Genomic DNA, 26704 nt, shown 5'->3' with positions numbered 1-26704 from the left:
GCTGTATGAGCCTTTCGCGCGAGCCTGGTACGGCAACGACGCTCCGCCACAATCCTCTGAACGCAGTCACCGCCACCGTCGAACGCATCACCCGCGAGGACGGCAGCACCTACATCCGCAAAGAACTCCGCCAGCCGGCGCAACCGTCGGCCGGTCGGCCGTGGGCGGCGTCGGTGGATCCTCGGCACTGGAATTACTGGCGGCGAGAAGTCGAGGTCTATCTCGACGACGAGGTGCGCGCGCGGCTCGACGGCACTGGGCTGGTGTTGCCTGCGGCGGAGGTGGAGGAGGTTGCGGGTGGGGCGGTGCTCTATCTGGAGGATGTTGCTGGGCTTGCGGGGACTGAGTTCGGGTTGGCGGATCATGCGGCGTTGGCTCGGGCTGTGGGGCGGTGGCAGGCTCGGCCGGCGGTGGTTCGGGACTGGACTTCGGTGGGGTTTCTGCGGGAGTACTCGACTAGCCGTGAAGTGCCGTGGGGGTTGTTGTCCGACGATGCGGCGTGGCGGCAGCCGTTGGTGGCTGAGAATTGGCCGGCGGGGCTCCGGGAGGGTTGGGAGCGGGTGGTTGCTCAGCGGGATGAACTGCTGACGATCGTCGAGCAGGCGCCGCGGGCGGGGTGTCATCTGGATCTTTGGGTGAGCAATGCGATCCGGCGGGCGGATGGCGAGATCGCCTTGCTGGATTGGGCTTTCTGTGGGGACGGCGCGGTCGGGGAGGACATCGGCAATCACATTCCCGATGCGGTGTTCGATCTGTTCTGGCCGGCTGAGCGGTTGCCGGAGCTGGCCGAAACCTGCATCGAGAGTTATCTCGAGGGACTTCGGGAGGGTGGGTGGCGAGGCGAGGCGGACGTCGTACGGCGGTCGGTGATGGCGTCGGCCGTCAAGTACGCATGGCTCCTGCCCGGGTTGCTCGGGCGGGCGTCCGACTCGTCTCACAAGGCTTATCACCAGGATGCTGACAGCCAGTACCTCTTCCAGCAGCGTGGACTCGCGTTGAAGTGGGTCGCTGACTGGTGTGCGGAGGCGCTCAAAGGATGACGGTGAAGCCTCCGGGTTGGACTGGGGCTTTGAAGGTCCGGGCGGTGGTGGTGAACCGGCTCTTGAGGGCGCCGGACTTGTCGTAGGCGGAGACGGTACTCCGGCGAGCCGATCCGACAGTCACCGCGTGCGAGCGCGGATGGGTGTCGACGCTGGTCAGCAGGATGGCGGTGGACGACGCCGAGCTCAGCTGAAGCCTCGAGACCAGAGGCAGAAGCAGGATTGCGTCCACGCGGAGAGCGGTGGAACCGGAAGCTGTTGCGGTGAGGGTTCCCTTTGCGGGGAGGTAGGTGGGGAGGGTGCGTGGGAGGAGGGCGCCGGGGGCGGCGGAGATGCCTTGCGGGCCTCCGGTGCCGTGGTTGATTGAGCCGAGGGGATGGCCGTTGGCTGACCAGGTGGTTCGGCCCGCTTGGCGATCAGGTACTACGTCGACGATGGGTAGAGCTAGTTGCGGCTGGTCGCTTGGCGCCAGGGTCCACTGGGCCTTGCTGCCTGAGGGGAAGGCTACGTAGGAGTTGTTGCTCCATTGGGATTCGCCGGTCCAGGGGGACGGTGGGGTGACCACTGCGGCGCCGGCGGTGAGGGTTGCTGATTCGGCTTCTAGGGTGTGGAGGCCGGAGAGGGTGCGGGTGGTGGGGCCCAGGAGGCGGGCTTGGGCTGCCAGTGTCGGGTGGGCGTCCAGGGCGAGCATGGAGAGGAGGCCGTGGATGGTGGATTCGGCGCCTGAGTTGCGGTTGACGACTCCCTCGGTGGAGATGCCGTCGTAGGTTCGGCCGGTTGCTGGGTCGTACATGGGTGCGCCTGCGCGGTTCGCGCCGAAGTACCAGGCTGCTACGAAGGTGGCGACCTGGAGGAGGCCGGGACGGTTGGCGGCGGTGGCTACTCCGAGGAGTGCCTGAAGGCGCGCGTCCACGCCGTAGGCGATCTGAGTCCGGTCGATGGGCGCGGGGAGCCAGCCGTTGTCGGGGCCGCCGGCGGTCATCAGCAGTGGGGTGAAGCCGGCTGCGTCACCTAGAGCAGGGGTCAGGAGATGCGGCTTGCGGAGTACGGCTGAGGCGGCGGCCAGGGCGGAGGGCATCTGGGCGCCCCAGGCGTGCCAGTCGGAGATCGACTCGCCCCACGGGAGCAGGGCGCGGAACGGCCAGGTCTGGCTATCTCCAGCCGCCATGGCGGCTACTGCCTCGGAGAAGCGTTCCAGCGCGCGGCGGGCCCGGGTGGAGCCGCCTGCGCGGACGTAGGCGGCCAAGCCGAGGATGGCTTCGGAGGTGGCGTCGGCACCGGCCACGATGAGCCAGGCTGGTACGCGGCGGCCGTCGACGATGTTCCAGGTGCCGTAGCGGACCAGTACTTGCCGTTCCAGCGCAGCGATCGCCAACTCGAGTCGCTCACGCAGGAACGCGGCAAACCCTGGGTCTACCGAGCGGAAGACGGCATAGCCCTCCCCCAGCGCCCAGACCGTCCGAGCCAGCCAGTACGCCGGGCCGGAGTCCGATGGGTCCGGTAGCTCCACGGGGTCGGCACTGGGGTTGAGGGTGCCGTCCGGTTGCATCCACAGCACCACGTTGCCGGCGTTGGGGCCGGTAGCCGTCTGCAGGAAGGTCAAGGCGCGGAGCAGCCCGTGCGCCTTGACCCGACTGTGCGCATCGCCGCGGAGCTGGAAGTGACGCAGGTAGACGACGGCTGCTCGCGCTAGGTCGTCGGCGTTGAAGGCGCCTTGACCGTAGGTGTTGGTGGCGGGATCGTAGGCACCGCCGCCGACGCGGGCGTAAGAGCCGTCGTCGCGGCGGTCTGCGTAGGTCCACAGCACGCCGACTGGTCCTGACCCGTAGGTCGAGTGGCCCTCGGCAGGCGGAGGTGAGACCGCGGCCCCGAGGTAGTCGAGGTGAGCGAGATTGGTGAGGGGCCCATAGGTCGCGCTAGACATCGCAGTGGTCGAGGCGGTGCCGATGCCAGAAGCCTTCGCGGTGGCGGATGCGGCAGCGCCGGCGGTAGCCAAGGTGGTTGCGGCGGCTAGGGAGGTGCCGAGGACGGTTCGGCGGGTGAGGGTCATGGGAGTCGGTCCAGTCTGGCTACGCCGATCTTCGCGTCGGCCATGCCGTAGAAGACGTAGTGGATGCCGTCAACCTCTTCGATGGCGGTGGGGAAGACGACGTTGCCGACGGTTCCGATCCGCTCTTCCTCGGTCTCCGGCACGAGGATCGGCTCCGCCGTGCGATCGAGGACCCGCGTTACGTCGAGCGGATCCAGCAGCAGCGCGCCGGCCGCATAGCTGACCTTCTGCGTGGTCGGATCGAAGCCCTTCGGCTGCTCCCCCGTCACCCCGTGATGAATGACCAGCCACCCCTCCGGCACCCGCAGCGGCGCCGGCCCAGCACCGATCTTGAGCTCCTCGAACGGGTACTCCGACATCGCCACCAGCCGGTGCTCCCGCAGATGCACGAGATTGCGCAGATCCCGCTCGACCTCCGAGACCGGCACGAACGAAACCCAGATCCCCGGCCGGTCATCCTTCACCCCAGCCGGCAGATGCACACCCTCACCCTCGCGGAACCACCCGAGGTCCCACATCGGGCGATGCAACATCGCATAACAAGGCGACCCGTCCGGCCCCGGCACCGGTTCAGGGAAGAACACCGTGTCCTTGTTCGGGAACAGGTTCAGGTCCGTGTCCAACGACGCCTGGTACTCGAAGTGCAACGGCCCGAGCCGCTGCCAAGTACGCAGGTCATCCGAGACCGCGAGCGCGGGCTTGGGTCCGAGCGGCCCATAGGCCACGTACGTCATCACGTGCTTGCCCAGCGAAGGAATCCACGTCACCCGCGGATCCTCGACCCCGGCGTTGTTGAGCCCGCGCTCCCAGCCCTCGTCCGGCGCGAGCACGATGCCCTCGCGACGCACACCGGTCGGTACGCCGTCAGTCAGCTCGACCGCAGCCAGCCCGACCCGAGATACGTTTCCTGGCGCAACCAATCGCGGCAGCAGGTAGAGCTGACCGTCAGGAGTATGGCCAGAGGCCGGATTGAGCACCCCTTCGGATTCGAGCGAGTTGCCCGGCTCCGGCGTCATCACGACACCGAGGCGCGTCAAAGTATAGGGAACAGTCACAGCAGGAACCTCTCAACAGAAACTAGCCTTTGACCCCGGATTCGAGGCTGGACGAGATGAAGCGACGCTGGAAGACGATGAACAACCCGACCGCCGGAGCGGCCAGCACACAGGCCCCGGCCAGCACGGCGCCGAACGGATTGGCCGCTCGCGCCGATACCGTCGTGAGGTAGTTCGACAACGCGACAGCCAGCGGTTGCAGGTCTTGTTGTTTGGTGATCAGGAACGGCCAGAGGAACTCGTTCCACGGCCCGATGAAGGTCAGCAGTACGCCGGTGAGCAGCGCCGGCTTCACCAACGGGATCGCCACCCGCCACAGGATGTTCAGCTCGTTGGCCCCGTCGATCCGGGCCGCGTCGAACAGCTCCTGCGGCAACTGCAGGAAGTACTGGCGGAACACGAACACCGCGGTCGAGTTGATCGCGAACGGAGCAATCATCCCCAGGTACGAATCGGCCAGCCCGTAGCTGCGCACGATCATCACGTACAGCGGAATCGTCAGCAACTGGAACGGCACCACCTGGACCAGCAGCATCAGGTTGAACACCATCCCCCGGCCACGGAACTGCAGCCGGGCCAGCGCATACCCGGTCAGCACCCCGAAGACCAACGTGCCGAGGATGACCCCGCCGGTGAAGATGCCCGAGTTCAGCAACGACTTCCCCAGATGGATCGCCGCGTTGATCTCCACGTAGTTGTGCCCGGTCAGGTTCGACGGATTCGGGAACGCGCCCTTGACCGACGGATCCGGCTCGGTCTGCAACGACCCGATCAGCATGTAGTAGAAGGGAAACAGGAAGACGAAAGCTCCGGCCAGCAGGAGCACGAACCGCAACCATGACTTCCTCATCGGTCCTCCCGTCCCACGAAGCGACGTTCGGCCAGGGCCAGCAGCAGTACGCCGATCACGAGCAGCACTCCGATCGCGGAACCGACATCAGGATTGCCCTGCTCGATCCCCTTCTGGTACATGATCAGCACCGGCGAGGCCGAGTGACCGTCCGGTCCACCCCCACCCGTGAGCAGGTACGGCTCGGTGAAGAGGTTCGCCCCCGTCACCGTGGCGAGCAGCACGACCAGCGTGGTGGCCGGCCGCACCCCCGGCACGGTGACGTTCCAGAACGACTTCAGCCGGCCGGCCCCATCCATCGACGCCGCTTCGTACAGGTCCTTCGACACGTTCTGCAGCGCGGCCAGATAGAGCAGGATGAAGAATCCCAGCTGCTTCCAGGTCACGTACAACGCCACCGTCGGCATCGCCAGTTTCGAGTTGACCAGCCAGGACGGATCGGGCGCGAGCGGGCCGAGCACGGAGTTGACCAGCCCGTTGGAGTTGAACAGGAACAGCCAGACCCCGACGACGGCGACGCTCGCCGCGACGTACGGGACGTAGTAGCTGACCCGGAAGAACGTCCGCCAGCGGATCGCGCTGTTCAGGGCGTACGCGAGGACCAGCGACAAGACGACGGTGAGCGGAACGTTGATCACCAAGAAGATCCCGACGTTCACGAACGAGCGCCGCACCGCCGGATCCGACAGCACCGTCGCGTAGTTCGCGAAGCCGACCCACGGCCGGTCCACGATCGCGCCGGGCGCGGTGAAGAAGTAGTCGTGGAACGACATGTAGACGGCGAATCCGAGCGGATAGGCGAAGATCACCGCCAGGAACACGACGTACGGCGTGACGAACGCGGTACCGATCGGCTGTTTGCCCAGTACTGCGCCCAGCCGGCGACGGATCATGACCCCGAGGCGAGCTGGTCGACCTTCTGGACGGCGCCGTCGAGGGCCGCGCCCGGGTCCTGCTGCCCGAAGATCACGGACTTGGAGTAGGCGTCGCGGAAGGTCTGCCAGATGGCGATCGAGTTCGGCACGTTCGGCACCTCGACGGTCCGGGCTGCCTGGTCGGCGAACTGCTTGTAGTCCGGGTTCTTCGCGAAGTACTCCGGATAGGTGCCGGCCACGTCAGCGCGCAACGGCATCTGGCCGGTGCCCTGCAGCAGCTTGCCGTCCTGCTCCTTGCTGGTCGCGAACTTCAGCACATCCCACGCCGTGCCACGGTTCTTGCAGGCCGAGTACATCGCGACGTTCTTCGCATCGCTGAAGGTGTACGTCTCGTTGGCAGGCTTGCCGGCCGACGTCGGCACCGGTACTGCGCCCCACTCGACCTTCCCCTTGTACGTCGCGATCGCCCACGGCCCGACGATCGCCATCGCCGAAGTGCCGTCGACGAACGAGTCGCCCGTGTACTTCTCCTGCGACGCGAGCTTGTCGGCGTACAGCGTCCGCCAGAACCCGGCCACCCTCTTACCCTCTTCCGACGCGAACTGGGCCTTGCCGTCGACAAGGAGTTGCTTGCCACCGGTCTCGGCCGCGTACAGGGGATAGAAATCGAACCAGGACTGGTAGAACTCGTTGCTCGGCGCCGGGTAGATCGCGACCTTGGCCGCCTTCGACGAGACCAGCTTGCGCGACGTGGCGAGGAACTCGTCATAGGTCGACAGCGGCGGCTTCACGGCGTCGATACCGGCCTTGGCGAAGATCTTCTTGTTGTAGAAGATCATCACCGGGTTGTCCTTCCACGGCAGCTGGTAGTACTTGCCGTCGGTGGACTTGTACTGCTCGGCGACCTTGCCCGACCGCTCCTCGACGTACGACTTGCCGTCCGAGAAGCTGTCGAGCGCCACCAGGCCACCCTGCTTCTGGAACTGCGAGACGGACGCGGGCGACGTGTTGAAGATCAGGCACGGAGCATTGCCCGCAGTGATCGCGGCACCGATCACCTCTTCGGAGCTCTTGCCGGCCGGGATCTCCTGCGCGGTGACCTTCTGGTCCGGGTGGGCCGCGTTCCAGGCAGCCACCATCTGCTTGCCCCAGGCCACTTCCTCGGCGTTGTTCGACATCCAGACGGTGATCTCGCCGCGGGCCTGGGCGGCCGAGTCGGCGCTGCCACCGCTGCCTCCGCTGCCGCAGGCCGTCGTACCGGCCAGGCCGAGGGCCACTACAGCGGCCATGACTTTGCGTTTCATGAATCCTCCAGGTTGGCGGTTGAACGCCGGATGATGAGGCGGGCCGGGGGCAGTTCCACATCCGGTACTGCGCTGCCGTCGCCGTCGATGAGCTGGTTCAGAGTGCGTGCGGCTGCCTCGCCGAAGGCGTGCGGATCGGCGCGCACCGTGGTCAGGCCGGGATGGACGAACTCGGCGAGCTCGCTGTCGTCGAAGCCGGCCACGCTGAGGTCGTCAGGGATCCGCAGCCCGGCTTGCTGCGCGGCGCCCATCCCCGCGATCGCCATCCGGTCGTTGGCGTAGACGATCGCGGTCGGCCGATCCGGCAGGGCGAGCAGCCGCTTGGTCGACTCGATCCCGCCGATCGCCGTGAAGTCGCTGGTCTCGATCGCGGCAGGCTGCAGACCGGCCTCGGCGAGAGCGGAGACGAAGGCTTCGGTACGTGCCGTGGCGTGCACGAAGTCCTGGGGACCCGCGACGTGCGCGATCCGGCGGTGGCCGAGCTCGACCAGGTGCTGGACGACCGCGATCGTGCCCGGCCGGTCGTCCAGGCAGACCGCGGGAAAAGGCGAGGGAACCTCGGGCCGGTTCAGCGTGACGGCCGGCAGCCCGAGCGAGGTCAGCAGGTCGATCCGGGGATCGTTGTGCCGGAGGTCGGAGAGGAAGACGCCGTCGACGCGCCCGTCCTGGGCCAGCCGCCGGTACCCTGCCTCCTCGCCTTCGCCGGGGGCGACGACCTGCAGCACGAGGGCCTGCCCGCGGGGCGCGAGCACACTCTCGACGCCGCCGATGAAGGCCGGGAAGAACGGGTCCGAGGAGAGCACGCCCGGATCCCTGGTGATCACCAGGCCGAGCGCGAACGCCTTCGAGACCGACAGCGAGCGGGCCCGGTTGCTCGGCCGCCAGCCCAGTTCGTCGGCGGCCGCCAGGATCCGGTCGACGGTCGTCTGCGCCAGTCCCGGCCGGCCGTTCAGCGCGAACGAGACCGCGCCCTTGGAAACGCCTGCGCGGGTCGCGACATCCGCGATCGTCGGCCGTTCCTTGCTCATCTGCGTCCCTCGGTGAGTGTTTAAACCGGTTTAATCGCTCACTAAACCGGTATAAACGGTCGGCGTCAAGGGTTCGCGGGCAATGCACGGGAATGCGCTAACCGAAGGTTTCCGCGCACTCGTTTGCAGTTTCCCTTGACGGTGCGTCACGGGATCGCTTAACTAAGCCATCAGCGCCGGGCCACCCAGCCCCCGCTGCAGTGACGCACCCAGCCGGTAGCGAACGATGTTCGGAGTCCGGTTTTCAGGCGCCAGGGCGACGGCCCGAGGCGGGGTAGCGTCCCCAGGACCGATGGAGCAATCGTGTCCCGTTTCCGCCGTTTGACGGGGGCCGCCGCGGCCGCCGCCGTCGCAGCCGCCACCGCCCTCACCCTGATGCCGACCGCCGCCGAAGCGGCCGTCACCCTCCCGCCCACCCACGCCAAGTTCGACTACCAGATCGGTGGCGCCTACACGCCACCCGCCGGCGTCCAGGTCGTCACCCGCGACCGGACCGCCTCCCCTGCCGCCGGCCTCTACAACATCTGTTACGTGAACGCCTTCCAGGTCCAGCCCGGCGAGCAGAGCCAGTGGGACTCCGACCTGCTGCTGCGCGACTCCGCCGGACGCCTCGTGATCGACGAGGACTGGGGTGAACCGCTGCTCGACATCCGCGGCGCCAAGGCGGCCCGGGTCGCAGCCAAGGTCAACGGCTGGATCGACGGCTGCGCGACCAAGGGCTACAAGGCGATCGAGCCCGACAACTACGACAGCTACGAACGCTCGAAGAATCTGATCACCACGGCCCAGGCCCGGACGTACCTGAAGTTGCTGGCCGACCACGCGCACGTGAAGAACCTGGCCATCGCGCAGAAGAACACCGTCGACCTGGCGCAGTACCGGACCAGCGTCGGCCTGGACTTCGCGGTCGCCGAGGAGTGCGGTCAGTACAGCGAGTGCGGCAGCTACGTCGACTACTTCGGCAACAACGTCATCGTGATCGAGTACACCAACACCGGCCGCACGAGGGCCTGCTCCGGCTTCGGATCCACGTTGAGCATCGTCCAGCGCGACGTCGACGTCTCCACGCCGGGTACCAGCGGTTACGTCCGCAAGACCTGCTGAACCACCTTTCCACCCAAAAGCCTCAGCCCTAGGGGTAACCCATGTCTGCACCAACCCGTCGCGACATCCTTCGCTTCTCCGCGGCCCTGGCCGCCGCCGGCACTCTCGCGGCTTGCGGCAAGTCAGGTGACGAGGAGGCCGGTGGCATCGTCACCGTCGATCTCTGGCACGGCCAGACCGACACCGGCAAGAAGGCGCTCGACGCCTTGATCAAGCAGTTCAACGACACGCATCCACAGATCAAGATCGTCGGCGGCGGCGGTGGGGTGACGGCGGACAGCATGCTGCAGAAGGTCACCGCGGGCCTGGCGGCGGGGTCCTTCCCGGATATCGCGTACATCTTCGGGTCGGACCTCGCCAGCATCACCCGCAGCCCACAAGTGGTGGACCTGTCCACAGTGGATCTCAAGGACGCCTGGCCGGCGGCACGCGACGCCGTCACGGTCAAGGGCAAGGTCCGGGCGATGCCGGCCTTGCTCGACTCGCTCTGCGTTGTCTACAACAAGAAACTCTTCGCCGCGGCCGGGGTGCCGGAACCGAAGGCAGGCTGGACCTGGGACGACTTCGTCAGCACCGCCCAGAAGCTGAACAACCCGGCGAAGGGTGTCTTCGGCACCGGCTGGCCGGGCGTCGGCGACGAGGACACGGTCTGGCGGCTCTGGCCGATGATCTGGGACCTCGGCGGCGACGTGGTCACCGAGGACGGCAAGTCCGTCGGCTTCGACAAGGTCGGCGAGCAGGTGCTCGGTACGCTCGACAAGCTGCGCACCGACAAGTCCCTGTACATCGACCCCAAGCCGGGCAGCGAACAGCTCTACCAGGTCTTCCTCGGCGGCCGGATGGCGATGGTTGCCACCGGCCCCTGGCAGCTCCCCGATGTCCTCGACAAGGGCATCGACTACGGCGTCGTACCACTTCCCACGTACTCCGGTAAGGCCGTCACCATCTCGGGCCCGGACACCTGGACCGTGTTCGACAACGGCAAGGCGCGGGTCAAGGCGGCAACCGAGTTCGTGAAGTGGCTCAACGATCCGCAGCAGGACGTCCAGTGGGACATCCAGGCCGGCAGCCTGCCGGTCAACACGACGACGGCCGCCCTGCCCGCGTGGAAGAAGCACGCGTCTGCCACCAAGGGCCTGCAGGTGTTCGTCGACGCGCTGGAGACGGCGCGGGTGCGGCCGACGATCACGCAGTACCCGCAGATCTCGCAGCACCTCGGTGAGGCGACCGTCGCGGTGCTACTGGGCAAGAAGTCGCCGGGCGACGCGCTCGGTGAATGCGTCAAGGCGTGCAACGCTCTCCTGGCTGTGCCGAGCTGATGGCCAGCGTCGTCGGTACCTTCACGATCGACCCTCGAGCGCGGCGGGCGGCGGCGAAGCGGCGTACGCGGGGTGAAGGGGCGACCGCTTGGGCGTTCGTGAGTCCGTCCGTGCTGATCATCATCGGGCTCAGCGTCGTACCGGTGTTGTGGTCGCTGCTGCTGTCGTTCCAGTCGAACGATCTGGTCTCGCCGAGCTCGTGGGTCGGGTTGGCCAACTACAAGGCACTGGCCGCCGACCCCGCTTTCGCTGACGCCGTGGGGCACACGTTGCTCTACACGGTCCTGTACGTGCCGCTCAGTGTGATCGGTGGGTTGGCGATCGCGTTGATGCTGGATCGGCAGATCCGGTTCATCAGCCTCTACCGGACCCTGGTGTTCGTGCCGTTCGTCGTCTCGGCGGCCGCGCAGGGGGTGCTGTTCTCGTTCGTGCTCGACCCCGAGTTCGGGGCTGCGAACTCGGTGCTGCACAAGCTGGGGTTGCCGGCGCAGGGGTTCTTCAGCGATCCGGGGCAGGCGCTGTATCTGCTCGTCGCGATCTCGTTGTGGAGCGGTACCGGGTTCTGCGTGATCGTCTATCTCGCGGGGCTGCAGGGGGTGCCGAACGAGCTGGTCGAGGCGGCGCGGATCGATGGGGCGGGGCGTACCGGCGTACTGCGGCACGTGGTGCTGCCGACGCTGACGCCGGTGACGATCTTCCTGGTGCTGTTCCAGACGATCAACGCGTTGCAGGTGTTCGATCTGGTCTTCGTCACAACGAAGGGCGGGCCGCTCGGCTCGACCACGGTGATCGTGTACTTCATCTGGGAGAAGGCGTTCAAGACCTTCACGGCCGGCTACAGCGCGGCCGCGGCGTACGCGCTGGCCGTCGCCTTGCTCGTCATCGGGCTCGCCTTGCAGATCTACCGGCGGAAGGTGGCGCGATGAAGCGGCTGCCCTTCAGTCCTTGGCATCTCGTACTGGCTCCGCTGGCCCTGCTCTTCGCGCTGCCGTTGCTGTGGCTGCTGGTCAGTTCGGTGATGAGCAATGCGGAGATCAACCGGTTCCCGCCGGCGCTGATTCCTTCGGGCATCAAGCTGGACGGCTACCGCTTCGTGCTGGGCAATGCGTTGTTCCCGCGGTGGTTCCTCAACTCGTTCATCGTCTCGGCCGTTGCCGTGGGCGCCAATCTGGTGCTCGGGTCGCTGGGTGGATATGCCTTCGCGCGGATGCGGTTCGCCGGGTCGAAGCTGATGCTCGGGCTGATGCTGGCGACGATGGTGATCCCGTTCCAGCTGACGATGATCCCGACGTTCCTGGTGATGAAGGAGCTCGGCCTGATCGACACCCTCGGCGCGCTGATCGTGCCGTCGCTGGTGACGCCGTTCTCGGTGTTCCTGTTCCGCCAGTTCTTCGTCTCCTTGCCGCGTGAGCTGGAGGAGGCGGCCTGGCTCGACGGCTGCGGGCGGCTGCGGATCCTGACCTCGGTCGTACTTCCGCTGGCCCGGCCGGCGCTCAGCACGGTCGCGGTGCTGACGTTCCTGAGCACCTGGAACGACCTGACCTGGCCGCTGATCGCCATCAACCATGACACCAACTACACACTCCAGCTCGGCCTGACGACCTTCCAGGGCCAGCACCACACCCAGTGGGCGGCGGTGATGGCGGGCAACGTCATCACGGTGCTGCCTGTGCTGCTGGGCTTCCTGCTGGCGCAGAAGGCGTTCATCCGATCGCTGGCATCTACCGGACTCAAAGGCTGAAACATATGACAGAACAGAAAAACACCCCCTCGCTGCGCTCGGGGGTGGGGGTGGAGTTGTTGGTGATCGGCGACGCTGCCGAACAGATGGCGACGGGTGCGGCCCGGTTGGGGCTGAGCGTCACTGTCTCGGAGGAGATATCGCCTGAGCCTGAGTTGCTGCGGTCGGCGCGGCATCTGCATGTGACCTCGTTCTACCGGACTCCTGAGTTGAGCTCCCGGCTTGCGGTGCTGTTCAAGGAGGCCAAGTTCAGCAAGGCTTCCACGTCGCTGGCGATCGACGACGATCCGGCCGGGCGCTGGGATCGCGTCGTACTGGACGGGGCGCTGCGGGTGACCGATGTGCTGCTGCTCAACGCGGCTGCGGCGCATGCGCTGACAGGCCATCCGGTACTGGCGGACGCGGCCGGCATTCTTGCTCGGCGTGGGCCGCTGGTGGTGGTACGGGATGGTGCTGCCGGAGCGCTGGCTCATGACGGGGCGAAGGTTCGGTCGGTGGGTGCGCTTCCGGCTGGGGACGGCTTCGATGCGGCGTATGTCGCCGCGATGCTGAGCGGGCTCGGCCGGGACCGCGCGTTGTCGATCGCCGTGGAGAGTGCGCGATGACGAAGATCGCGTTCATCGGCGCGGGAAGCGTCGTCTTCACCCAGGGCCTGCTGGCCGATCTGTTCAGCTTCAAGGATCTCGGCCCGTTGCGGATCGCCTTGCATGACATCGATCCTGAGCGACTCGCCACGGCTGCGGGTGCGGCGGCCGCCATCGCTTCTTCGCTGGGGGTCTCGCCGGAGATCAGCGCGCATCTGGATCGGCGCGCGGCGCTGGACGGGTGCGATTTCGTGATCAACATCGTCCAGGTGGGGATGAACGAGGCGACTCGGGTCGACTTCGAGATCCCTGCGCGGTATGGCGTACGGCAGACGATCGCGGACACGCTCGGGGTCGGCGGGGTGTTCCGGGCGCTGCGGACCTTCCCGGTACTCCGGGGGCTCGCGGCCGACATCGCGGAGCTGTGCCCCGATGCGTGGCTGCTGAACTACACGAACCCGATGGCGATGAACGTCTGGTACTTGTCGGCGCTCGGCGTACGGAATGTCGTCGGCCTCTGCCACTCGGTCTACTGGACGATGAACGACCTGTCGGCGTTGGTGGGAGTGCCGCTGGGTGAGGTCTCCTACTTGGCCGCCGGGGTGAACCACCAGGCGTGGGTACTCCGCTTCGAGCACCAAGGACGCGATCTGTACCCGGCTCTGGACGAGGTCATCGCGCGTGACCCGGAGCTGGCCCGGCGGGTGCGGGTGGACATGTACAAGCGACTCGGCCACTACCCAACGGAGACCAGCGAGCACTCGTCGGAGTACGTGCCGTGGTACCTGCACGACGCCTCCGAGGTAGAACGCCTACGCCTGCCCGTCGGCGACTACCTCCGCATCGTCGAGGAGAACGTCGCCCTGTACGAGCACACGCGCGATGCCCTGAAGGCCGGCGACCCCCTACCAGTCGAAGGCACCATGGAGTACGCCCCCCAGGTCATCCACAGCATCGTCACCGGCACCCCCCGAACCATCTACGGCAACGTCCCGAACACCGGCCTGATCTCCAACCTGCAAGCCGGCGCAGTCGTAGAAGTCCCTTGCCTAGTTGACTCCCTAGGCGTCCAACCCACCTCAGTAGGCGCCCTCCCACCCCAATGCGCCGCCCTCAACCGCGCGTACATCAACGTCAACGAACTGGTCGTCAAAGCCGCCCTCGAAGAAGACCCACGCGCAATCCGCCAGGCGCTCATGGTGGACCCGGCCACTGCAGCAACCCTGACGGTGCCAGACATCTGGTCCCTGGCAAACGACCTGGCAGATGCCCACAGCAACTACCTGGCACCCGCCCTGCGAGCGCGTATCAATCTGTAAGAGCAGCCCTCAAATAGTTCTTGTAGGTGGCCAGGCCGGCGACCACCTCTGCGGCTGTGGTGTTGGAGTGGAGGGCTCCAACACCCTGGCCGGCGTACAAAGAAGCTGACGTCGGGTCGGCGGCCCTGGTGGCGGCTACGTATTGGGCGTGGCCTTCTTCGTCTGATTTCAGTGATTCTTCGCGGCCTTCCCAGGTGTTGTAGAAGGTGTTGCGGAGGGCTCGGCCGCCGAACTCGTCGGGCCAGCCGGCTCGGGAGGCGGCGTCGAAGACTGTGCCGTAGACGGTGTCGGTCTCGTCGGCTTCCAGCAGGCGTTGGCGGGAAGGTTCGGGGGTGAGAGCCTCTTCGGCGGTTAGGAAGGCTGTGCCGATCCATCCTCCGGCGGCGCCGGCGGCCAGGACCGCGGCTAGGCCTCGGGGGCCGGAGATGCCGCCGCCGGCCAGCACCGGTACGTCGGTGAGGTCCAGGATCGCTTGGAGCAAAGGGAGAGTGCCGACCTCGTTGCGGCCGTGCCCACCCGCCTCAGCACCCCGGACGACGATCGCGTCGACGCCGACCGCGATCGCCTCGCGGGCGTCGGCGACCGTGCCCGCCTGGGTGGCGACGACGATGCCGGCCGCGCGCAGCGGTTCGACGTACGGGCTGTAGTCGCCGAAGCTGAGCGAGACGAGCGCGGGCTTCAGCTCGAGCACGGCCTCCAGATGGTCCGGATGATCCTTCACCGACCACGCCATCAGCCCGACGCCGTACGGCCGGCCGAACCCCGCCGCGACGGCTCCCTCGGTACGGATCCACTCGGCCGACACCGCGGATCCGGCGCCGAGCATCCCCAGCGCGCCCGCCGCCGAGATCGCGCCGGTCAGCCGTCCGCCGCTCACGTTCGCCATCGGCGCGCCGACCACCGGCACCGACAACCCGAACGTCTCGGTCAACCAGGTACCCATCCGTCCACTCCCTCTCGGCAAGGCTCCAGACAACGACGAAGGCCCGCCCCCGGGCAACCAGGAGCGGGCCTTCGACAGTACAGGCGATCAGTTCTTGTAGACGTCCGATGCGGGGTCGCCGTGGCAGCGCTTGTACTTCTTGCCGGAGCCACACGGGCAGACCGCGTTGCGCGGGGTCCCCGGGTACTCCAGCGAGCCGCCCTCGACCGCGTCGGCGTGCACCGAGACCTCGTCGTCGCCGTCGATCGTCGGCGCCGAGTAGGTCAGCCGCTGCGGCCGGCTCTCGGTCGACAGGCCCTTGGCACGCAGCTTCGGGGTGTCCTGCGGACGCGGGCTGTCCTGCGGCCGGTCGTCGTCATCGACGGCGGCCTGCCGGCCCGGGAACTCGGCGACCGGAGCGCCCGGGACCAGGATGTCCTCGGCCTCGGTCTCCTCCAGCTCGGCCAGCTCCGCCTGCGCGGCCAGGTCGGCCTGCATCGCCTCGATGTCGACCTCGACGTTGAAGATGAACGCGACCGACTCCTCCTTGATGGACTCCATCATGGCGGCGAACATGTCGTAGCCCTCGCGCTGGTACTCGACCAGCGGGTCGCGCTGCGCCATCGCGCGCAGCCCGATGCCCTCGCGCAGGTAGTCCATCTCGTACAGGTGCTCGCGCCACTTGCGGTCGAGCACGCTCAGCACCACCCGGCGCTCGAGCTCGCGCATCGCCTCGCTGCCGAGGCTCTCCTCGCGCCGCGCGTACGCCTCGCGGGCGTCGGTGATGAAGGTGTCGATCAGGAAGTCCTGGGTCAGCCCGGAGCGGTCGCCGCCGGCCTCCTCGATCAGCTGGTCCTCGGTGATCTCGGTCTGGTACAGCGTCTTCAGCGCGGTGAACAGCTGGTCCAGGTCCCAGTCCTCGGCGAACCCGTCCGCGGTCGCGCCCTGCACGTAGCCGGTGACCGTCTCGTCGAGCATGTCGAGCACCTGCTCCTGCAGGTCGGCGCCCTCGAGCACCCGGCGGCGCTCGTCGTACACGACGTGCCGCTGCCGGTTCATCACGTCGTCGTACTTGAGGATGTTCTTGCGGGTCTCGAAGTTCTGCGCCTCGACCTGGGACTGCGCGGACGCGATCGCCTTGGTGACGACCTTGTTCTCCAGCGGCACCGTGTCGTCGTCGTTGCGCGACATCGCCCAGTCGACCATCTCGCGCTTGAACAGGCGCATCAGGTCGTCTTCCAGCGACAGGTAGAAGCGGGACTCGCCCGGGTCGCCCTGGCGGCCGGAACGTCCGCGCAGCTGGTTGTCGATCCGGCGCGACTCGTGCCGCTCGGTGCCCAGCACGTACAGACCGCCGGCCTCGCGGACCTCGACCTGCTCGTCCTTGACCAGCTTCTCGAACTTCTCCAGGACCTTCGGGTACTCCGCCTCGTAGTCCTCCGCGGACTCGACCGGGTCGATGCCGCGGGCGCGCAGGTCCTTGTCGGCCAGGTGCTCGGGGTTGCCGCCGAGGATGATGTCGGTACCACGGCCGGCCATGTTGGTGGCCACCGTGACGGCGTTCTTGCGGCCCGCCTCGGCGACGATCGCGGCCTCCCGGGCGTGCTGCTTGGCGTTCAGCACCTCGTGCGCGATGTTGCGCTTGCGGAGCTGGTTGGACAGCCGCTCGGACTTCTCGACGCTGGTGGTGCCGACCAGGATCGGCTGGCCGGTCTCGTGCCGCTTGGCGATGTCCTCGACGACCGCCTCGAACTTCGCCTCTTCGGTGCGGTAGATCAGGTCGCGCTGGTCCTGCCGGATCATCGGCTTGTTGGTCGGGATCGGGACGACGCCGAGGCCGTAGATCTTGGAGAACTCGGCCGCCTCCGTCATCGCCGTACCGGTCATGCCGGCCAGCTTGGAGTACAGCCGGAAGTAGTTCTGCAGCGTGATGGTCGCCAGCGTCTGGTACTCCTCCTTGATCTCGACCTTTTCCTTGGCCTCGATCGCCTGGTGGAGCCCCTCGTTGTAGCGGCGGCCGTGCAGGGTCCGGCCGGTGTGCTCGTCGACGATCAGCACCTCGCCGTCGACGACCACGTAGTCCTTGTCCTTGCGGAACAGGTCCTTGGCCTTCAGCGCGTTGTTCAGGTAGCTGATCAGCGGGGTGTTGGCCGACTCGTACAGGTTGTCGATGCCGAGCCGGTCCTCGACCTTCTCGATCCCGCGCTCGAGGATGGCGACGGTGCGCTTCTTCTCGTCGACCTCGTAGTCGGCGACCGGGCGCTGGTCCTCGGCGATCTTGTCGTCGGCGAACCGCGGCTTGAGGACGTTTGCGAGGTTGGCCATCTCGACGTACCAGCGCTGGGAGTCCTCGGCCGGGCCGGAGATGATCAGCGGGGTCCGCGCCTCGTCGACCAGGATCGAGTCGACCTCGTCCACGATCGCGTAGTTGTGCTCGCGCTGGACACAGTCCTCGATCGAGTTGGCCATGTTGTCGCGCAGGTAGTCGAAGCCGAACTCGTTGTTGGTGCCGTAGGTGATGTCCTTGGAGTAGGCCACCCGGCGCTCGGCCGGCGACATCTCCGGCAGGATCACGCCGTAGTCGAGGCCGAGGAAGTGGTACACCCGGCCCATCCACTCGGCCTGGAAACGGGCCAGGTAGTCGTTCACCGTGACCACGTGCACGCCCTTGCCGGACAGCGCGTTCAGGTACGTCGGCAGGGTGCCGACCAGGGTCTTTCCCTCACCGGTCTTCATCTCGGCGATGTTGCCCAGGTGCAGCGCGGCGCCGCCCATGATCTGGACGTCGTAGTGGCGCTGGTGCAGGGTCCGCTTGGCCGCCTCGCGGACGACCGCGAAGGCCTCCGGCAGCAGGCCGTCCAGGGACTCCCCGTTGTCGACCCGTTGCTTGAAGTCGGCCGTCTGGGCGCGCAGCTCTTCGTCGGACATGCCGAGGAAGTCGTCCTCGATCGAGTTCACCACCTTGGCGATGGTCTCGAGCTTGCGAACGATCTTGCCCTCGCCGATCCGCAGTAACTTGTCGAACGCCTTCATCGTGGGGGGTCCACTCCTTGACTGTGCAGCCTTCAATGCGGCGGGTGCCTGACCGTGCTCATCCGGTAACGGACACAACACAGCCCGCCCGCCTGGCGGGCGTCACCCATGGTACTGGGCGGTGAGCGTCATCCCACGCCCCGGCGTACGTCGCACCCTTGCCCCACCCACGAGCGAGCCCCCCGAAAAGTTCCGGTACTACGCCCGCGACGGCGCTGCCCCCGCTCTGCTTCTTCTCCGGAGCGAGGTGGCGGAGCCGCCGATGCTCCGGGTGGCTACTGGCCGCGGAGGGCGAGGCTCAGGGCGGGGGCCAGGTCGCCGCCGCCTGCTAGGCGGACCTGGTCCAGGCCTAGCCAGCCGGCTAGTTGGATCAGTTCGGCTGCCAGCTCTTCGGCGGTTTCTACCGGGGCGCCGGGCTCGGCGTGGGCGGATTGGACCAGGAGGGTGCCGGTGGGGCGGTCGGATTTGAGGTCTACCCGGGCGACCAGGCGGTCACCGAGGAGGAAGGGGAGGACGTAGTAGCCGTGGACTCGTTTTTCGGCCGGGACGTAGATCTCGATGCGGTAGCGGAAGTCGAAGAGGACCTCGGTGCGGGTGCGCTCGAAGACCAGCGAGTCGAACGGGCTGACCAGGGCCCGGGTGTTGACCCGGCGCGGAAGCTTGGCGTCGCGGTGGAGGTACGCCTGGCGCTTCCAGCCCTGGATGGTGACCGGCAGCAGCTCCCCCTCCTCGACCAGCTCGGCGATCGCCTGCGCGGTCGGGGCCGGCGAAGTACGGAAGTAGTCCTTCAGGCATTGCGCGGTCGCGACCCCGTGCGCCCGCGCCGCGATCCTGACCAGCCCGCGGTGGGCCTCCTCCGAGGTCGGCGTCGGCGTGGCGACCACCGCGGCCGGCAACACCCGCTCGGGGATGTCGTACATCCGCTCGAACTGCTGGTTCCGCCGCGCCACCGTGATCTCACCGGCAAAGAACAGGAACTCCAGCGCCCGCTTCACGTCCGACCAGTTCCAGCCCCAGTTGGTCCGGTCGCGCTCGACGTCGTCGTCGATCTCCCGAGCCGTCAGCGGCCCGTGATCGCGCACATCCGCCAGCACCTGCTTCACCAGATCCGGCCGCTCGACGGCGATCGACCGCGGCCCACCCCACGCCTCGGTGCTCGCCCGGGCCATCCGCCAGCGCATCAACGGATGCGTCTCCACCGGGATCAGCGACGCCTCATGCGCCCAGTACTCCACCAGCTTCCGCGGTGACTTGCCCGAAGCCCGGTCGAGCAGCTCCCGCGGGTACGGTCCCAGCCGGGAGTACAGCGGCAGGTACTGCGCTCTGCTCAGCACGTTCACCGAGTCGATCTGGATCAGCCCGATCCGCCCGAGCACGCGCGCCAGCGCCCGCATGTCCGGCACCCCTTTCGGGCGCGGGTCGGTGAACCCCTGGGCGGCAAGGGCAATCCGCCGGGCCTGAGCCGTCGACAACACCTCGGTGATCACCTCACGAAGTCTGCCGGACGCCACCGACAAAACTCATCGCGCGGAGTCCTGTACGCCGATGACCACCAAATACTCAGCAACCTCCGGAGCGGCGCCCGCCGGCAACAGCCCCCGGGTCCACAACTCGTCGACCGACCGGAACCGCCCGTGCTGCATCCGGCTCACCACGATCGCCGCAGCCTGCTTGCCCGTGATGCCCGGCAGCGCGTCGATCAGGTCTGCCGGAGCGTCGTTGAGGTCGATCAACCCACCATCGTCGTACTGCCTAGGCAGGTCCGGCCGCCCGATCCCCAGACTCCGTGCCAGAGCAGGCTGCTCAGCGGCCAACTGCCGCGCCTGACTCCGTCGCAGCGGCTCAGCCGAGAGCCCTGAAGCCTGCGGATGCCCCACCCACGGCGCCTGCTGCGGCTGGAGAAAGTACGGGTTCTGTTGTGGCTTCCGATAGAGCGGACTGCCGATCACCACCATCGCCTGGAAGGCGCAGACCACGGCCGACATCAGGTAGACCAGCGTGGCGACAAGCTGGCCATTGCTGAGCTCAGGGTCGTCTGACTCGAGCACATACAGGATGTAGAAGACGGTCACCGCCAGGTAGCCCACTGCCGACAGCCCGAGGAAGGCACTGCGTCGCTTGATGGCGACCAGACCCGTCATCAGCCAGCCACCCAGCCCGATGGTCACCACCGGCACCGCCGCGCCCAGCAGCTTGAGCACCAGCAGCTTCCACCCGGACGCCCTCGGCCGCTCCTGCGAGAGATACGGCGCTACGCCATTCCCCATCGGTTCCTCCCCTGTCCGGTCAGAGTGTAGGGATCGGGGCCGGTCATAACTTCGGAGTTACCGGAAGTGAGAGGTGCGCTACTCGGGGTAGCCGGGAGAGGGTCCGGGTAGGCTGCGCCGCCCGCGTGGCCCCTATCACCCTGGAGTGTGAGGCATGGCAAGACTTGTTCGCGCCGTTCTGGCCGCTGGTGTCCTGACCGCAGCATCCATCGGCGCCGTATCCGCGTCCGCCACCCCGGCACCGGAAGGACCGCCCGCCCCGATCGTCGGCGGCGACGTCGCCCACACGGCTGACTTCCCCTGGGCGATCCAGCTGTCGAACAGCGGCTCGCCGGTCCCGTCCAAGGAGTACTGCGGCGCCACCCTGGTCGCGGCGAACAAGATCGTCACGGCAGCGCACTGCTCCGACCAGGCGGCCAGCACCTACACGGCGATCCAGGGCCGGGACGTGTTGACGGACAAGTCGACCGGCAAGGAGTCCAAGATCAGCAACATCTGGGTCGACCCGGAGTACGGCAAGTCGCCCGGGCACGACGTGGCGGTGATGACGCTGGCCACGCCCTTCACCGGCGTACCGACGCTGGCGCTGGAGACCAGTACCGCCGCCGACACGGCCGGCGCGCCCTCCGTCGTCTACGGCTGGGGCGAGACCGAGGGGACCGGCCCGGCCGACACCTTCCTGAAGGTCGACGTGCCGGTCCTCGGTGACGCGGTCTGCGAGAAGGCGTACGCAAGCGAGGGCTACACCGGGGCCGGGGAGATCTGCGCCGGCTACGAGCAGGGCGGCAAGGACTCCTGCCAGGGCGACTCGGGTGGCCCGCTGGTGCTGAACGGCCGTCTCTTCGGTGTCGTCTCGTGGGGCATCGGATGCGCCGACGCCGGCAACCCGGGCGTCTACGCCGAGGTGGCCGCCTACGCGACCGAGCTCCAGGCGCAGATCGACAGCTAGTCCGGCAGCACGCAATGGAGGGCCCGGTCCGCGAGGACCGGGCCCTTCATCTTTGTGGATCCTCCCGAAGTCAGACGGCCAGCCGGATCACGCCGTAGTCGTAGCCGCGGCGGCGGTAGACGACGCTGGGCTGGTTCTCCTCGGCGTCGACGAACAGGTAGAAGTCGTGGCCGACCAGCTCGAGCTCGTAGAGCGCCTGGTCCAGCGACATCGGCTTGGCGGTGTGGGTCTTCTCGCGCATCACCAGCGGGCCGTCACCGGTCACCGTCAGCGAGCCGAACTTCTGGGTCGTCACCTCGTCCTCGGCGACCGTCTCCTCCGGCGCGGCCGCGGCGGCGCCGTTGTCGGACAGCTTGGCGGCGATGTGCCGCAGTCCTTCGGGGGCGTGCTGGCCGGTGTGCACCCGGCGGCGGTCGGCGGCCTTGCGAACCTGGGCCTGGAGCCGGTCCAGCGCGACGTCGAACGCGGCCTGCTTGGTCTCACCGCAGGCTTCGCCGCGGACCACCGGCCCCTTCGTGTACATGGTGAGCTCGACTCGCATCGCCCGGTCGTGTTGTCGCGGGTTCTTCTCCTGGCTGACTTCTACTTCGCATCGCAGTACCCGGTGATCGACCTTCTCGATCCGCTCGAGTTTTTCCTCGACGTACTGCCGGAAGCGGTCACTGACCTCGCAGTGATGACCCTTGACAACGACGTCCACGGAAACCTCCATCGATCGGCGACTCTGTTACGTCTTCGGACCCCCGTAACCACGGTTCGGATGCCCGAAACGAGAACACCCGCTGTCCGGCCCGGCGAACTCCGTGGGAAGGAATCCGGCTGATCCGGTCCTCGCCCACATCCTCGTTCGACAAGCCCAAGCGGGTGTCATAGGCCAACGCTAGTCGGCTTCGGCGAAAACCGGTAGGGAAGTTCTCATGAACCAGACGCCGCCCGGCGCCGGGTCGCGGCCAGCACCGCGCAGCCGAGCACCGGAATTCCCCGCGATGCCAAGGCGCGACAGCCCTCGGCGAGCGTGGATCCGGTGGTCAGCACGTCGTCGACCAGGATCACCGGTTGATCCGTCAGCCTTTCAGCCCAGCGCGAACGAGCCGCGAAAGCCCCGGCCAGGTTGGCGGCACGCTGCTCAGCGGACAGTCCGGCCTGGTCCTCCGGACGCCGTACTACGGCCAGCGCGTCGGCCCGGCGCACGTCGTACCCACGTTTGCGCAAATGCCGAATCGCCACGCCTGTCATCCGACCGAGCGGGTCATGGCCGCGCTGCCGGACCGTCGACGGCGACGACGGCACCGGGCACAGCCAGGCGGCGCGCCCGGGATCCAGCGCACCCTGGATCGCGACGGCGAGCGCCTCACCCAGCGGGCGAGCCAGCGAGTACCGGCCGTATTCCTTGTGGGCAAGGATCAGCGAGCGCACCACCCCGGCGTACTCCGTCGTGGCCGTTGTCGGACGCAACCAGACGGGCACCGGCTCGGGCCAGGCCCGGTACGGCGCATTGACGGCAAGGGCGCGCCCGCACTCGGGGCAGGGCGACACCCCGGGCCGGCCACAGCCTGCGCAGCGCCCACCCAGCACGAGGTCGACGAGGGCGTCCCGCAGCAACCACCCGGACCACGATCCGCGATCGCCGTCCGCGCCGCAACCGGCGCAGGACGGCGCTGTGGACAAGTCAGCGCTGTGGACAAGTCAGCGCTGTGGACAAGTCAGCGCTGTGGACAAGTCAGCGCTGTGGACAAGTCAGCGCTGTGGACAAGTCAGGGCTGTGGACAGGTCAGCCGGGGTAGACCGGCGTGATCTGGCCTTCGGGCCCCTCGGCCATGTCGACCCAGTTGAGGTCCTTGCCCTGCCAGTGCAGCTGCTTCTCGGCGTCCTGAACGGCGGGCAGCGTGTCGTGGCTCGGGTTGGACGCCACGTGAATCGTCTCGAACGAACTGCTGGCGCCCGGGATCACCTGCGGCTGCGAACCGTCCACGTTGACCTGCCACGGCCGCGCCCCGTCACGCTTGGGGGAATTGCCGGCCACCAGGATGCCCGGGTTGTTCCAGGACGCGTCGGTGATGTCGACGAGCGGCAGCTGCAACGGCATGAACCGGCCGAGCGTGAGTTTGCCGTCGCTGGTGGCGACCGACGCGGTCATCACCGAGTTGACGCCCTTGCGCTCCATCACCAGCAGCGCCCGGACGCCGTCCGGCGCCATCCGCAGCACGACCGGCCGGCTCGCGCCGAAGCTGGTCAGCACGTTCGACACCTTGCCGTCCGAGGTGCGGACCCGGAGCCTGGGCTTCGCGCCGTCGGCCCGGTCCAGGATCCACAGGTTGTCCTCGCCGTCGAAGGTCGGCCGCAGAACCTTGCCGTCGGCCTCGATGACGGACGGCGGCGGCTCGCCCTTGGGCGCGTCCAGCCGGCCGACCGCGACGATCGGGCGACCGGCCTTGGAGGAGCTCACGACCGCGCCGGTGTCGCCGCGAAGGTTCACCGCGAACGACTCGGCCCGGTAGGGATACAGCTGGCTGTCGACGATCGCCTTGGCCTCGATGGTCTGGCCGTCGTCCTGCCCCTGGATCCGCTGGATCTTGCCGGCGCGGATGCCGTACAGGTCCTTCAGCCGTCCGGTCGGCACCGCGGGGTCGTACTGGGTGAAGTTGGTGTACGACAGCTCCTCGGGCCGGTCCGGCAGCAGCGGAGCGCCCTCGACCGTGATCCGCACCCGGGTGGTGATCGGCTGCAGCGTCCAGGTGATCTGGGCGGCCAGCTGCTCGCGGTCGGTCGCGTCGGTCAGCGACGAGGCCGTCCCGCTCAGGGCGACCGTCGCGACGCCCGACTCGACCGGCACCGACACGTCCACGGTGGTCCCGGGCGGCGCGTTGGAGACGACGCTGTTGCCGAGCCGGGTGGTCGGGCCCTTCAGCAGCTCCTGGATGAGCTGGGTCGCCGCCTGGCCCGAGGGCAGGTTGCGCGGCAGGTAGACCGGGTCCGGCACCATCAGGTGCTTGCTCGGGTTGAAGAAGTAGAGGGTGTACGGGGTCAGCCTGGGCACCACCTGGTTGCTGCCCAGGAAGACGCCGGGTGGCGGGTTCGCGACCCGCCACTCGTCCCCGACCTTGGTCAGGTCGAAGGCGAAGTCGAGCTGGGTGTTCGCCGGAGCCGGCGTCCACGAGCCGCGGTCGTCGATGGTGGCGATCAGTGGCGCCGCCAGATGGAACTTGCCGTCGGCCTCCTTGGCGATCCCCGGACTGGAGCCCTGGTCGTAGACCAGGATCTTGGACTCGGGTTTCCACGCGTCGCCGGCCTCCGGCGTCATGTACTCCCGGGCCACGTCGAAGGCACTCGAGTCCGACATCGCCTCCACGAAGCCGTTCACGAGCTGCTGCTGGCCGGCGTTGGGTCGCGGTGGCCGCGCCTCGACACCGATGCCGCCGAGGCCCGGCGGGGGCGCGTCCTGGCTGCTGTTCCGGATCGGGCCCTTGGTCGGTACTGTCGCGCAGCCGGTGACCAGGAGTGCGGTCGCCAGGGCTCCGGCGAGCAGGCGGGCCTTCACGCCTCATCACCACCCGTGAGCTTCTGGTACGGCGCGCCGACGTCGACCAGCGACATCTCGGTCACCACTCTCACCGCATCCGCCGGGCGGGCAGGCAGCGGCGAGCCGGTCAGGGTGACGTCCGGGCGGCGCGGAACGGTCAGGCGGAAGTACGCGCCGTCGCCGGGTGATCCCCAGGCGTCCAGCCGACCGCCGTGCAGCCGGGCGTCCTCCAGCGCGATGGACAGGCCCAGCCCGGTACCACCAGTGGTCCGTGCGCGGGCCGGGTCTGCCCGCCAGAACCGGCTGAAGACCATGTCGGCCTCCTCGGCCCGGAAGCCGACACCGTGGTCGCGGACAGCCACTGCGGCGGCATCGTCGTCGTACGCCGTGCTGATCCGGATCGGCCGGCCTTCGCTGTGCTCGATCGCATTGCCGATCAGGTTGCGCAGGATCCGCTCGATCCGGCGCGAGTCGACCTGGGCGCGGCACGGCTCGGGCATGTCCAGCTGGACCTCGCAGCCCTTGCGTTCGAGCAGGGTCTCGTGGTTCTCCAGCACCCGGGAGACGATGTCGCGCAGGTCGACGTCCTCCAGGTCGAGGGCGGCAGCGCCGGCGTCGAAGCGGCTGATCTCGAGCAGGTCGGCCAGCAGTCCCTCGAACCGGTTGAGCTCGCCCTGCAGCAGCTCTACCGAGCGGCGGGTGATCGGGTCGAAGTCGTCCCGGGTCTCGTGCAGCAGGTCGGCCGCCATCCGGACGGTGGTCAGCGGGGTCCGCAGCTCGTGGGAGACGTCGGAGACGAATCTGCGCTGCAGCCTGGACAGCTCCTCCAGCCGGCGGATCTGTTGCTGCAGGTTGCTGGCCATCTTGTTGAAGGAGACCGCTAGGCGGGCCAGGTCGTCGGTACCGCGGACCTGCATCCGCTCCTCGAGCCGGCCGGCCGCGAGCCGCTCTGCGATCCGCCGGGCCATCCGTACCGGGGTGACGACCTGGCGGGTGACCAGCCAGGCGACGGCACCGAGCAGGACGACCAGCAGCAGGCCAGCGGTGACCAGGGCCCGCTGGACGACGTCGAGCGTCTCCTTCTGCGCAGTGAGCGGGAAGAGGAAGTACACCTCGTACCGCTGGGCGCTGTTGCCCTGCACCCGGAGCTGGGAGCCGATAGCCAGGCCCGGCTCGCTGCGGTTGCCCCGGTAGTCGATCCGCATGTACGTGTCGAACAGCTTGGTGTCGTCCTGGGTGACAGACGCCCTCAGCTCGGGCGGGATCGACTCGCTCTTGACCAGGCCGGTGCTGCGGATCGCGTTCGAGTCGGCGCTGTCGCTCGGGATCAGCACTACTTCGTACAGGCCGGGGCGGTTGGAGCCCGCGACGAGCAGCGAGAGCTTGTTCTGCAAGGCGCCGGGGTCGGCCGCGTTGATCGAGCTGGTCAGCGAGGCGAGTTGCGCGACGGCCTCCTGCTTGGCGCTGTCGCGGCGGGACTCCAGGATGCCGTCGGTGACCTGGCTCATCATCACCCAGCCGACCAGGATCAGCACGATGGTCGACATCAGCAGCGTGCCGGTGACGATCCGGGCCTGGATCGAGCGCCGCCAGACGTCCGGCCAGTGCCGAGGGTGAGTCCGCCACAGCGGCTGCGGCAGGGCATGCCAGTCAGCCCCGGCGGCGGTGAGCTCGATCTCGGTTCCGCGGGGCTCCGGTTCGGTGGCCGGCTTGTCCCCTTGCGACTGGCCGTCGCGTCCGTACT

The 26704-nt window shown here is 67.8% G+C and carries 22 protein-coding genes; 8 read left to right on the top strand and 14 right to left on the bottom strand.

Annotated elements, in window-relative coordinates:
* The first annotated feature begins 5 nt into the window (after positions 1–5).
* A complete protein-coding gene (locus ABD116_RS40420; RefSeq protein ID WP_343983721.1) occupies positions 6–1040 on the top strand; it encodes an aminoglycoside phosphotransferase family protein in 1035 nt (344 codons plus the stop codon).
* Here ABD116_RS40420 and ABD116_RS40415 read toward each other — a convergent pair.
* From ABD116_RS40415 to ABD116_RS40390, 6 genes are read right to left on the bottom strand one after another with little or no spacing between them, the layout of a single operon-like run.
* A complete protein-coding gene (locus tag ABD116_RS40415; protein WP_343983718.1) occupies positions 1030–3090 on the bottom strand; it encodes a hypothetical protein in 2061 nt (686 codons plus the stop codon). The two genes, ABD116_RS40420 and ABD116_RS40415, sit on opposite strands and share 11 nt — an antisense overlap.
* A complete protein-coding gene (locus ABD116_RS40410; protein ID WP_343983715.1) occupies positions 3087–4145 on the bottom strand; it encodes a glycoside hydrolase family 130 protein in 1059 nt (352 codons plus the stop codon). Before ABD116_RS40410 ends, ABD116_RS40415 begins: the two co-directional genes overlap by 4 nt.
* Before the next feature lie 22 nt (positions 4146–4167).
* A complete protein-coding gene (locus ABD116_RS40405; RefSeq protein WP_343983712.1) occupies positions 4168–4995 on the bottom strand; it encodes a carbohydrate ABC transporter permease in 828 nt (275 codons plus the stop codon).
* Positions 4992–5888: a carbohydrate ABC transporter permease gene (locus ABD116_RS40400; protein WP_343983709.1), complete on the bottom strand. Its 897-nt coding sequence runs from the start codon at positions 5886–5888 to the stop codon at positions 4992–4994. The genes ABD116_RS40405 and ABD116_RS40400 overlap by 4 nt, the downstream gene beginning before the upstream one ends.
* The gene (locus ABD116_RS40395; protein WP_343983706.1) at positions 5885–7174 is read right to left on the bottom strand and encodes an extracellular solute-binding protein; all 1290 of its coding nucleotides are present in this window, start codon (positions 7172–7174) and stop codon (positions 5885–5887) included. Before ABD116_RS40395 ends, ABD116_RS40400 begins: the two co-directional genes overlap by 4 nt.
* Positions 7171–8202 (bottom strand): LacI family DNA-binding transcriptional regulator, encoded by a 1032-nt coding sequence (locus tag ABD116_RS40390; protein WP_343983703.1) that lies wholly within the window; start codon positions 8200–8202, stop codon positions 7171–7173. The genes ABD116_RS40395 and ABD116_RS40390 overlap by 4 nt, the downstream gene beginning before the upstream one ends.
* A 303-nt stretch (positions 8203–8505) precedes the next feature.
* Here ABD116_RS40390 and ABD116_RS40385 point away from each other — a divergent pair, with 303 nt between their 5' ends.
* Genes ABD116_RS40385 through melA form a run of 6 tightly spaced genes read left to right on the top strand, consistent with a single transcriptional unit; the run spans position 8506 to position 14269 of the window.
* Complete coding sequence (locus tag ABD116_RS40385; protein WP_343983700.1) at positions 8506–9306, top strand: endo alpha-1,4 polygalactosaminidase; 801 nt, start codon at positions 8506–8508, stop codon at positions 9304–9306.
* A 41-nt stretch (positions 9307–9347) separates the two neighbouring features.
* On the top strand, positions 9348–10625 hold the full coding sequence (locus ABD116_RS40380; RefSeq protein ID WP_343983696.1) for an ABC transporter substrate-binding protein: 1278 nt from the start codon (positions 9348–9350) through the stop codon (positions 10623–10625).
* Entirely contained in the window at positions 10595–11551 is a 957-nt protein-coding gene (locus tag ABD116_RS40375) for a carbohydrate ABC transporter permease (RefSeq protein ID WP_343983692.1), read from the top strand. The genes ABD116_RS40380 and ABD116_RS40375 overlap by 31 nt, the downstream gene beginning before the upstream one ends.
* The gene (locus ABD116_RS40370) at positions 11548–12366 is read left to right on the top strand and encodes a carbohydrate ABC transporter permease (protein ID WP_343983688.1); all 819 of its coding nucleotides are present in this window, start codon (positions 11548–11550) and stop codon (positions 12364–12366) included. The genes ABD116_RS40375 and ABD116_RS40370 overlap by 4 nt, the downstream gene beginning before the upstream one ends.
* Before the next feature lie 5 nt (positions 12367–12371).
* A complete protein-coding gene (locus tag ABD116_RS40365; protein ID WP_343983684.1) occupies positions 12372–12971 on the top strand; it encodes a PfkB family carbohydrate kinase in 600 nt (199 codons plus the stop codon).
* The gene (gene melA, locus ABD116_RS40360) at positions 12968–14269 is read left to right on the top strand and encodes an alpha-glucosidase/alpha-galactosidase (protein WP_343983681.1); all 1302 of its coding nucleotides are present in this window, start codon (positions 12968–12970) and stop codon (positions 14267–14269) included. Before ABD116_RS40365 ends, melA begins: the two co-directional genes overlap by 4 nt.
* Here the strand turns inward: melA and ABD116_RS40355 are convergent.
* From ABD116_RS40355 to ABD116_RS40340, 4 genes are all read right to left on the bottom strand, one after another.
* A complete protein-coding gene (locus ABD116_RS40355; protein WP_343983678.1) occupies positions 14259–15212 on the bottom strand; it encodes an NAD(P)H-dependent flavin oxidoreductase in 954 nt (317 codons plus the stop codon). The genes melA and ABD116_RS40355 overlap by 11 nt on opposite strands.
* An 87-nt stretch (positions 15213–15299) precedes the next feature.
* Positions 15300–18224 (bottom strand): preprotein translocase subunit SecA, encoded by a 2925-nt coding sequence (secA, locus tag ABD116_RS40350; RefSeq protein WP_343983675.1) that lies wholly within the window; start codon positions 18222–18224, stop codon positions 15300–15302.
* A gap of 275 nt (positions 18225–18499) precedes the next feature.
* Complete coding sequence (locus tag ABD116_RS40345; RefSeq protein ID WP_343983672.1) at positions 18500–19711, bottom strand: winged helix-turn-helix domain-containing protein; 1212 nt, start codon at positions 19709–19711, stop codon at positions 18500–18502.
* A gap of 33 nt (positions 19712–19744) precedes the next feature.
* Complete coding sequence (locus ABD116_RS40340; RefSeq protein WP_343983669.1) at positions 19745–20491, bottom strand: ComEA family DNA-binding protein; 747 nt, start codon at positions 20489–20491, stop codon at positions 19745–19747.
* A gap of 154 nt (positions 20492–20645) precedes the next feature.
* On the opposite strand from ABD116_RS40340, the gene ABD116_RS40335 reads away from it, so the two are divergent.
* Positions 20646–21440 (top strand): S1 family peptidase, encoded by a 795-nt coding sequence (locus ABD116_RS40335; protein WP_343983665.1) that lies wholly within the window; start codon positions 20646–20648, stop codon positions 21438–21440.
* 70 nt (positions 21441–21510) lie between these two features.
* Here ABD116_RS40335 and hpf read toward each other — a convergent pair whose 3' ends face one another.
* The 4 genes from hpf to mtrB all read right to left on the bottom strand — a co-directional run bounded on the left by hpf (position 21511) and on the right by mtrB (position 26588).
* Positions 21511–22140, bottom strand: a complete 630-nt coding sequence (hpf, locus tag ABD116_RS40330) for a ribosome hibernation-promoting factor, HPF/YfiA family (protein ID WP_343983662.1) — start codon at positions 22138–22140, stop codon at positions 21511–21513.
* Positions 22141–22355: 215 nt separating this feature from the next.
* The gene (locus ABD116_RS40325) at positions 22356–23108 is read right to left on the bottom strand and encodes a ComF family protein (RefSeq protein WP_343983659.1); all 753 of its coding nucleotides are present in this window, start codon (positions 23106–23108) and stop codon (positions 22356–22358) included.
* A gap of 103 nt (positions 23109–23211) precedes the next feature.
* On the bottom strand, positions 23212–24978 hold the full coding sequence (locus ABD116_RS40320; protein ID WP_343983656.1) for an LpqB family beta-propeller domain-containing protein: 1767 nt from the start codon (positions 24976–24978) through the stop codon (positions 23212–23214).
* A complete protein-coding gene (gene mtrB / locus ABD116_RS40315) occupies positions 24975–26588 on the bottom strand; it encodes an MtrAB system histidine kinase MtrB (RefSeq protein ID WP_343983863.1) in 1614 nt (537 codons plus the stop codon). Before mtrB ends, ABD116_RS40320 begins: the two co-directional genes overlap by 4 nt.
* Positions 26589–26704: the final 116 nt, after the last annotated feature.

Source organism: Kribbella koreensis (assembly GCF_039525325.1).
GTDB lineage: Bacteria > Actinomycetota > Actinomycetes > Propionibacteriales > Kribbellaceae > Kribbella > Kribbella koreensis.
The sequence above is the reverse complement of the archived record's forward strand: the minus strand, read 5'-3'. Positions and strand labels throughout refer to the sequence as shown.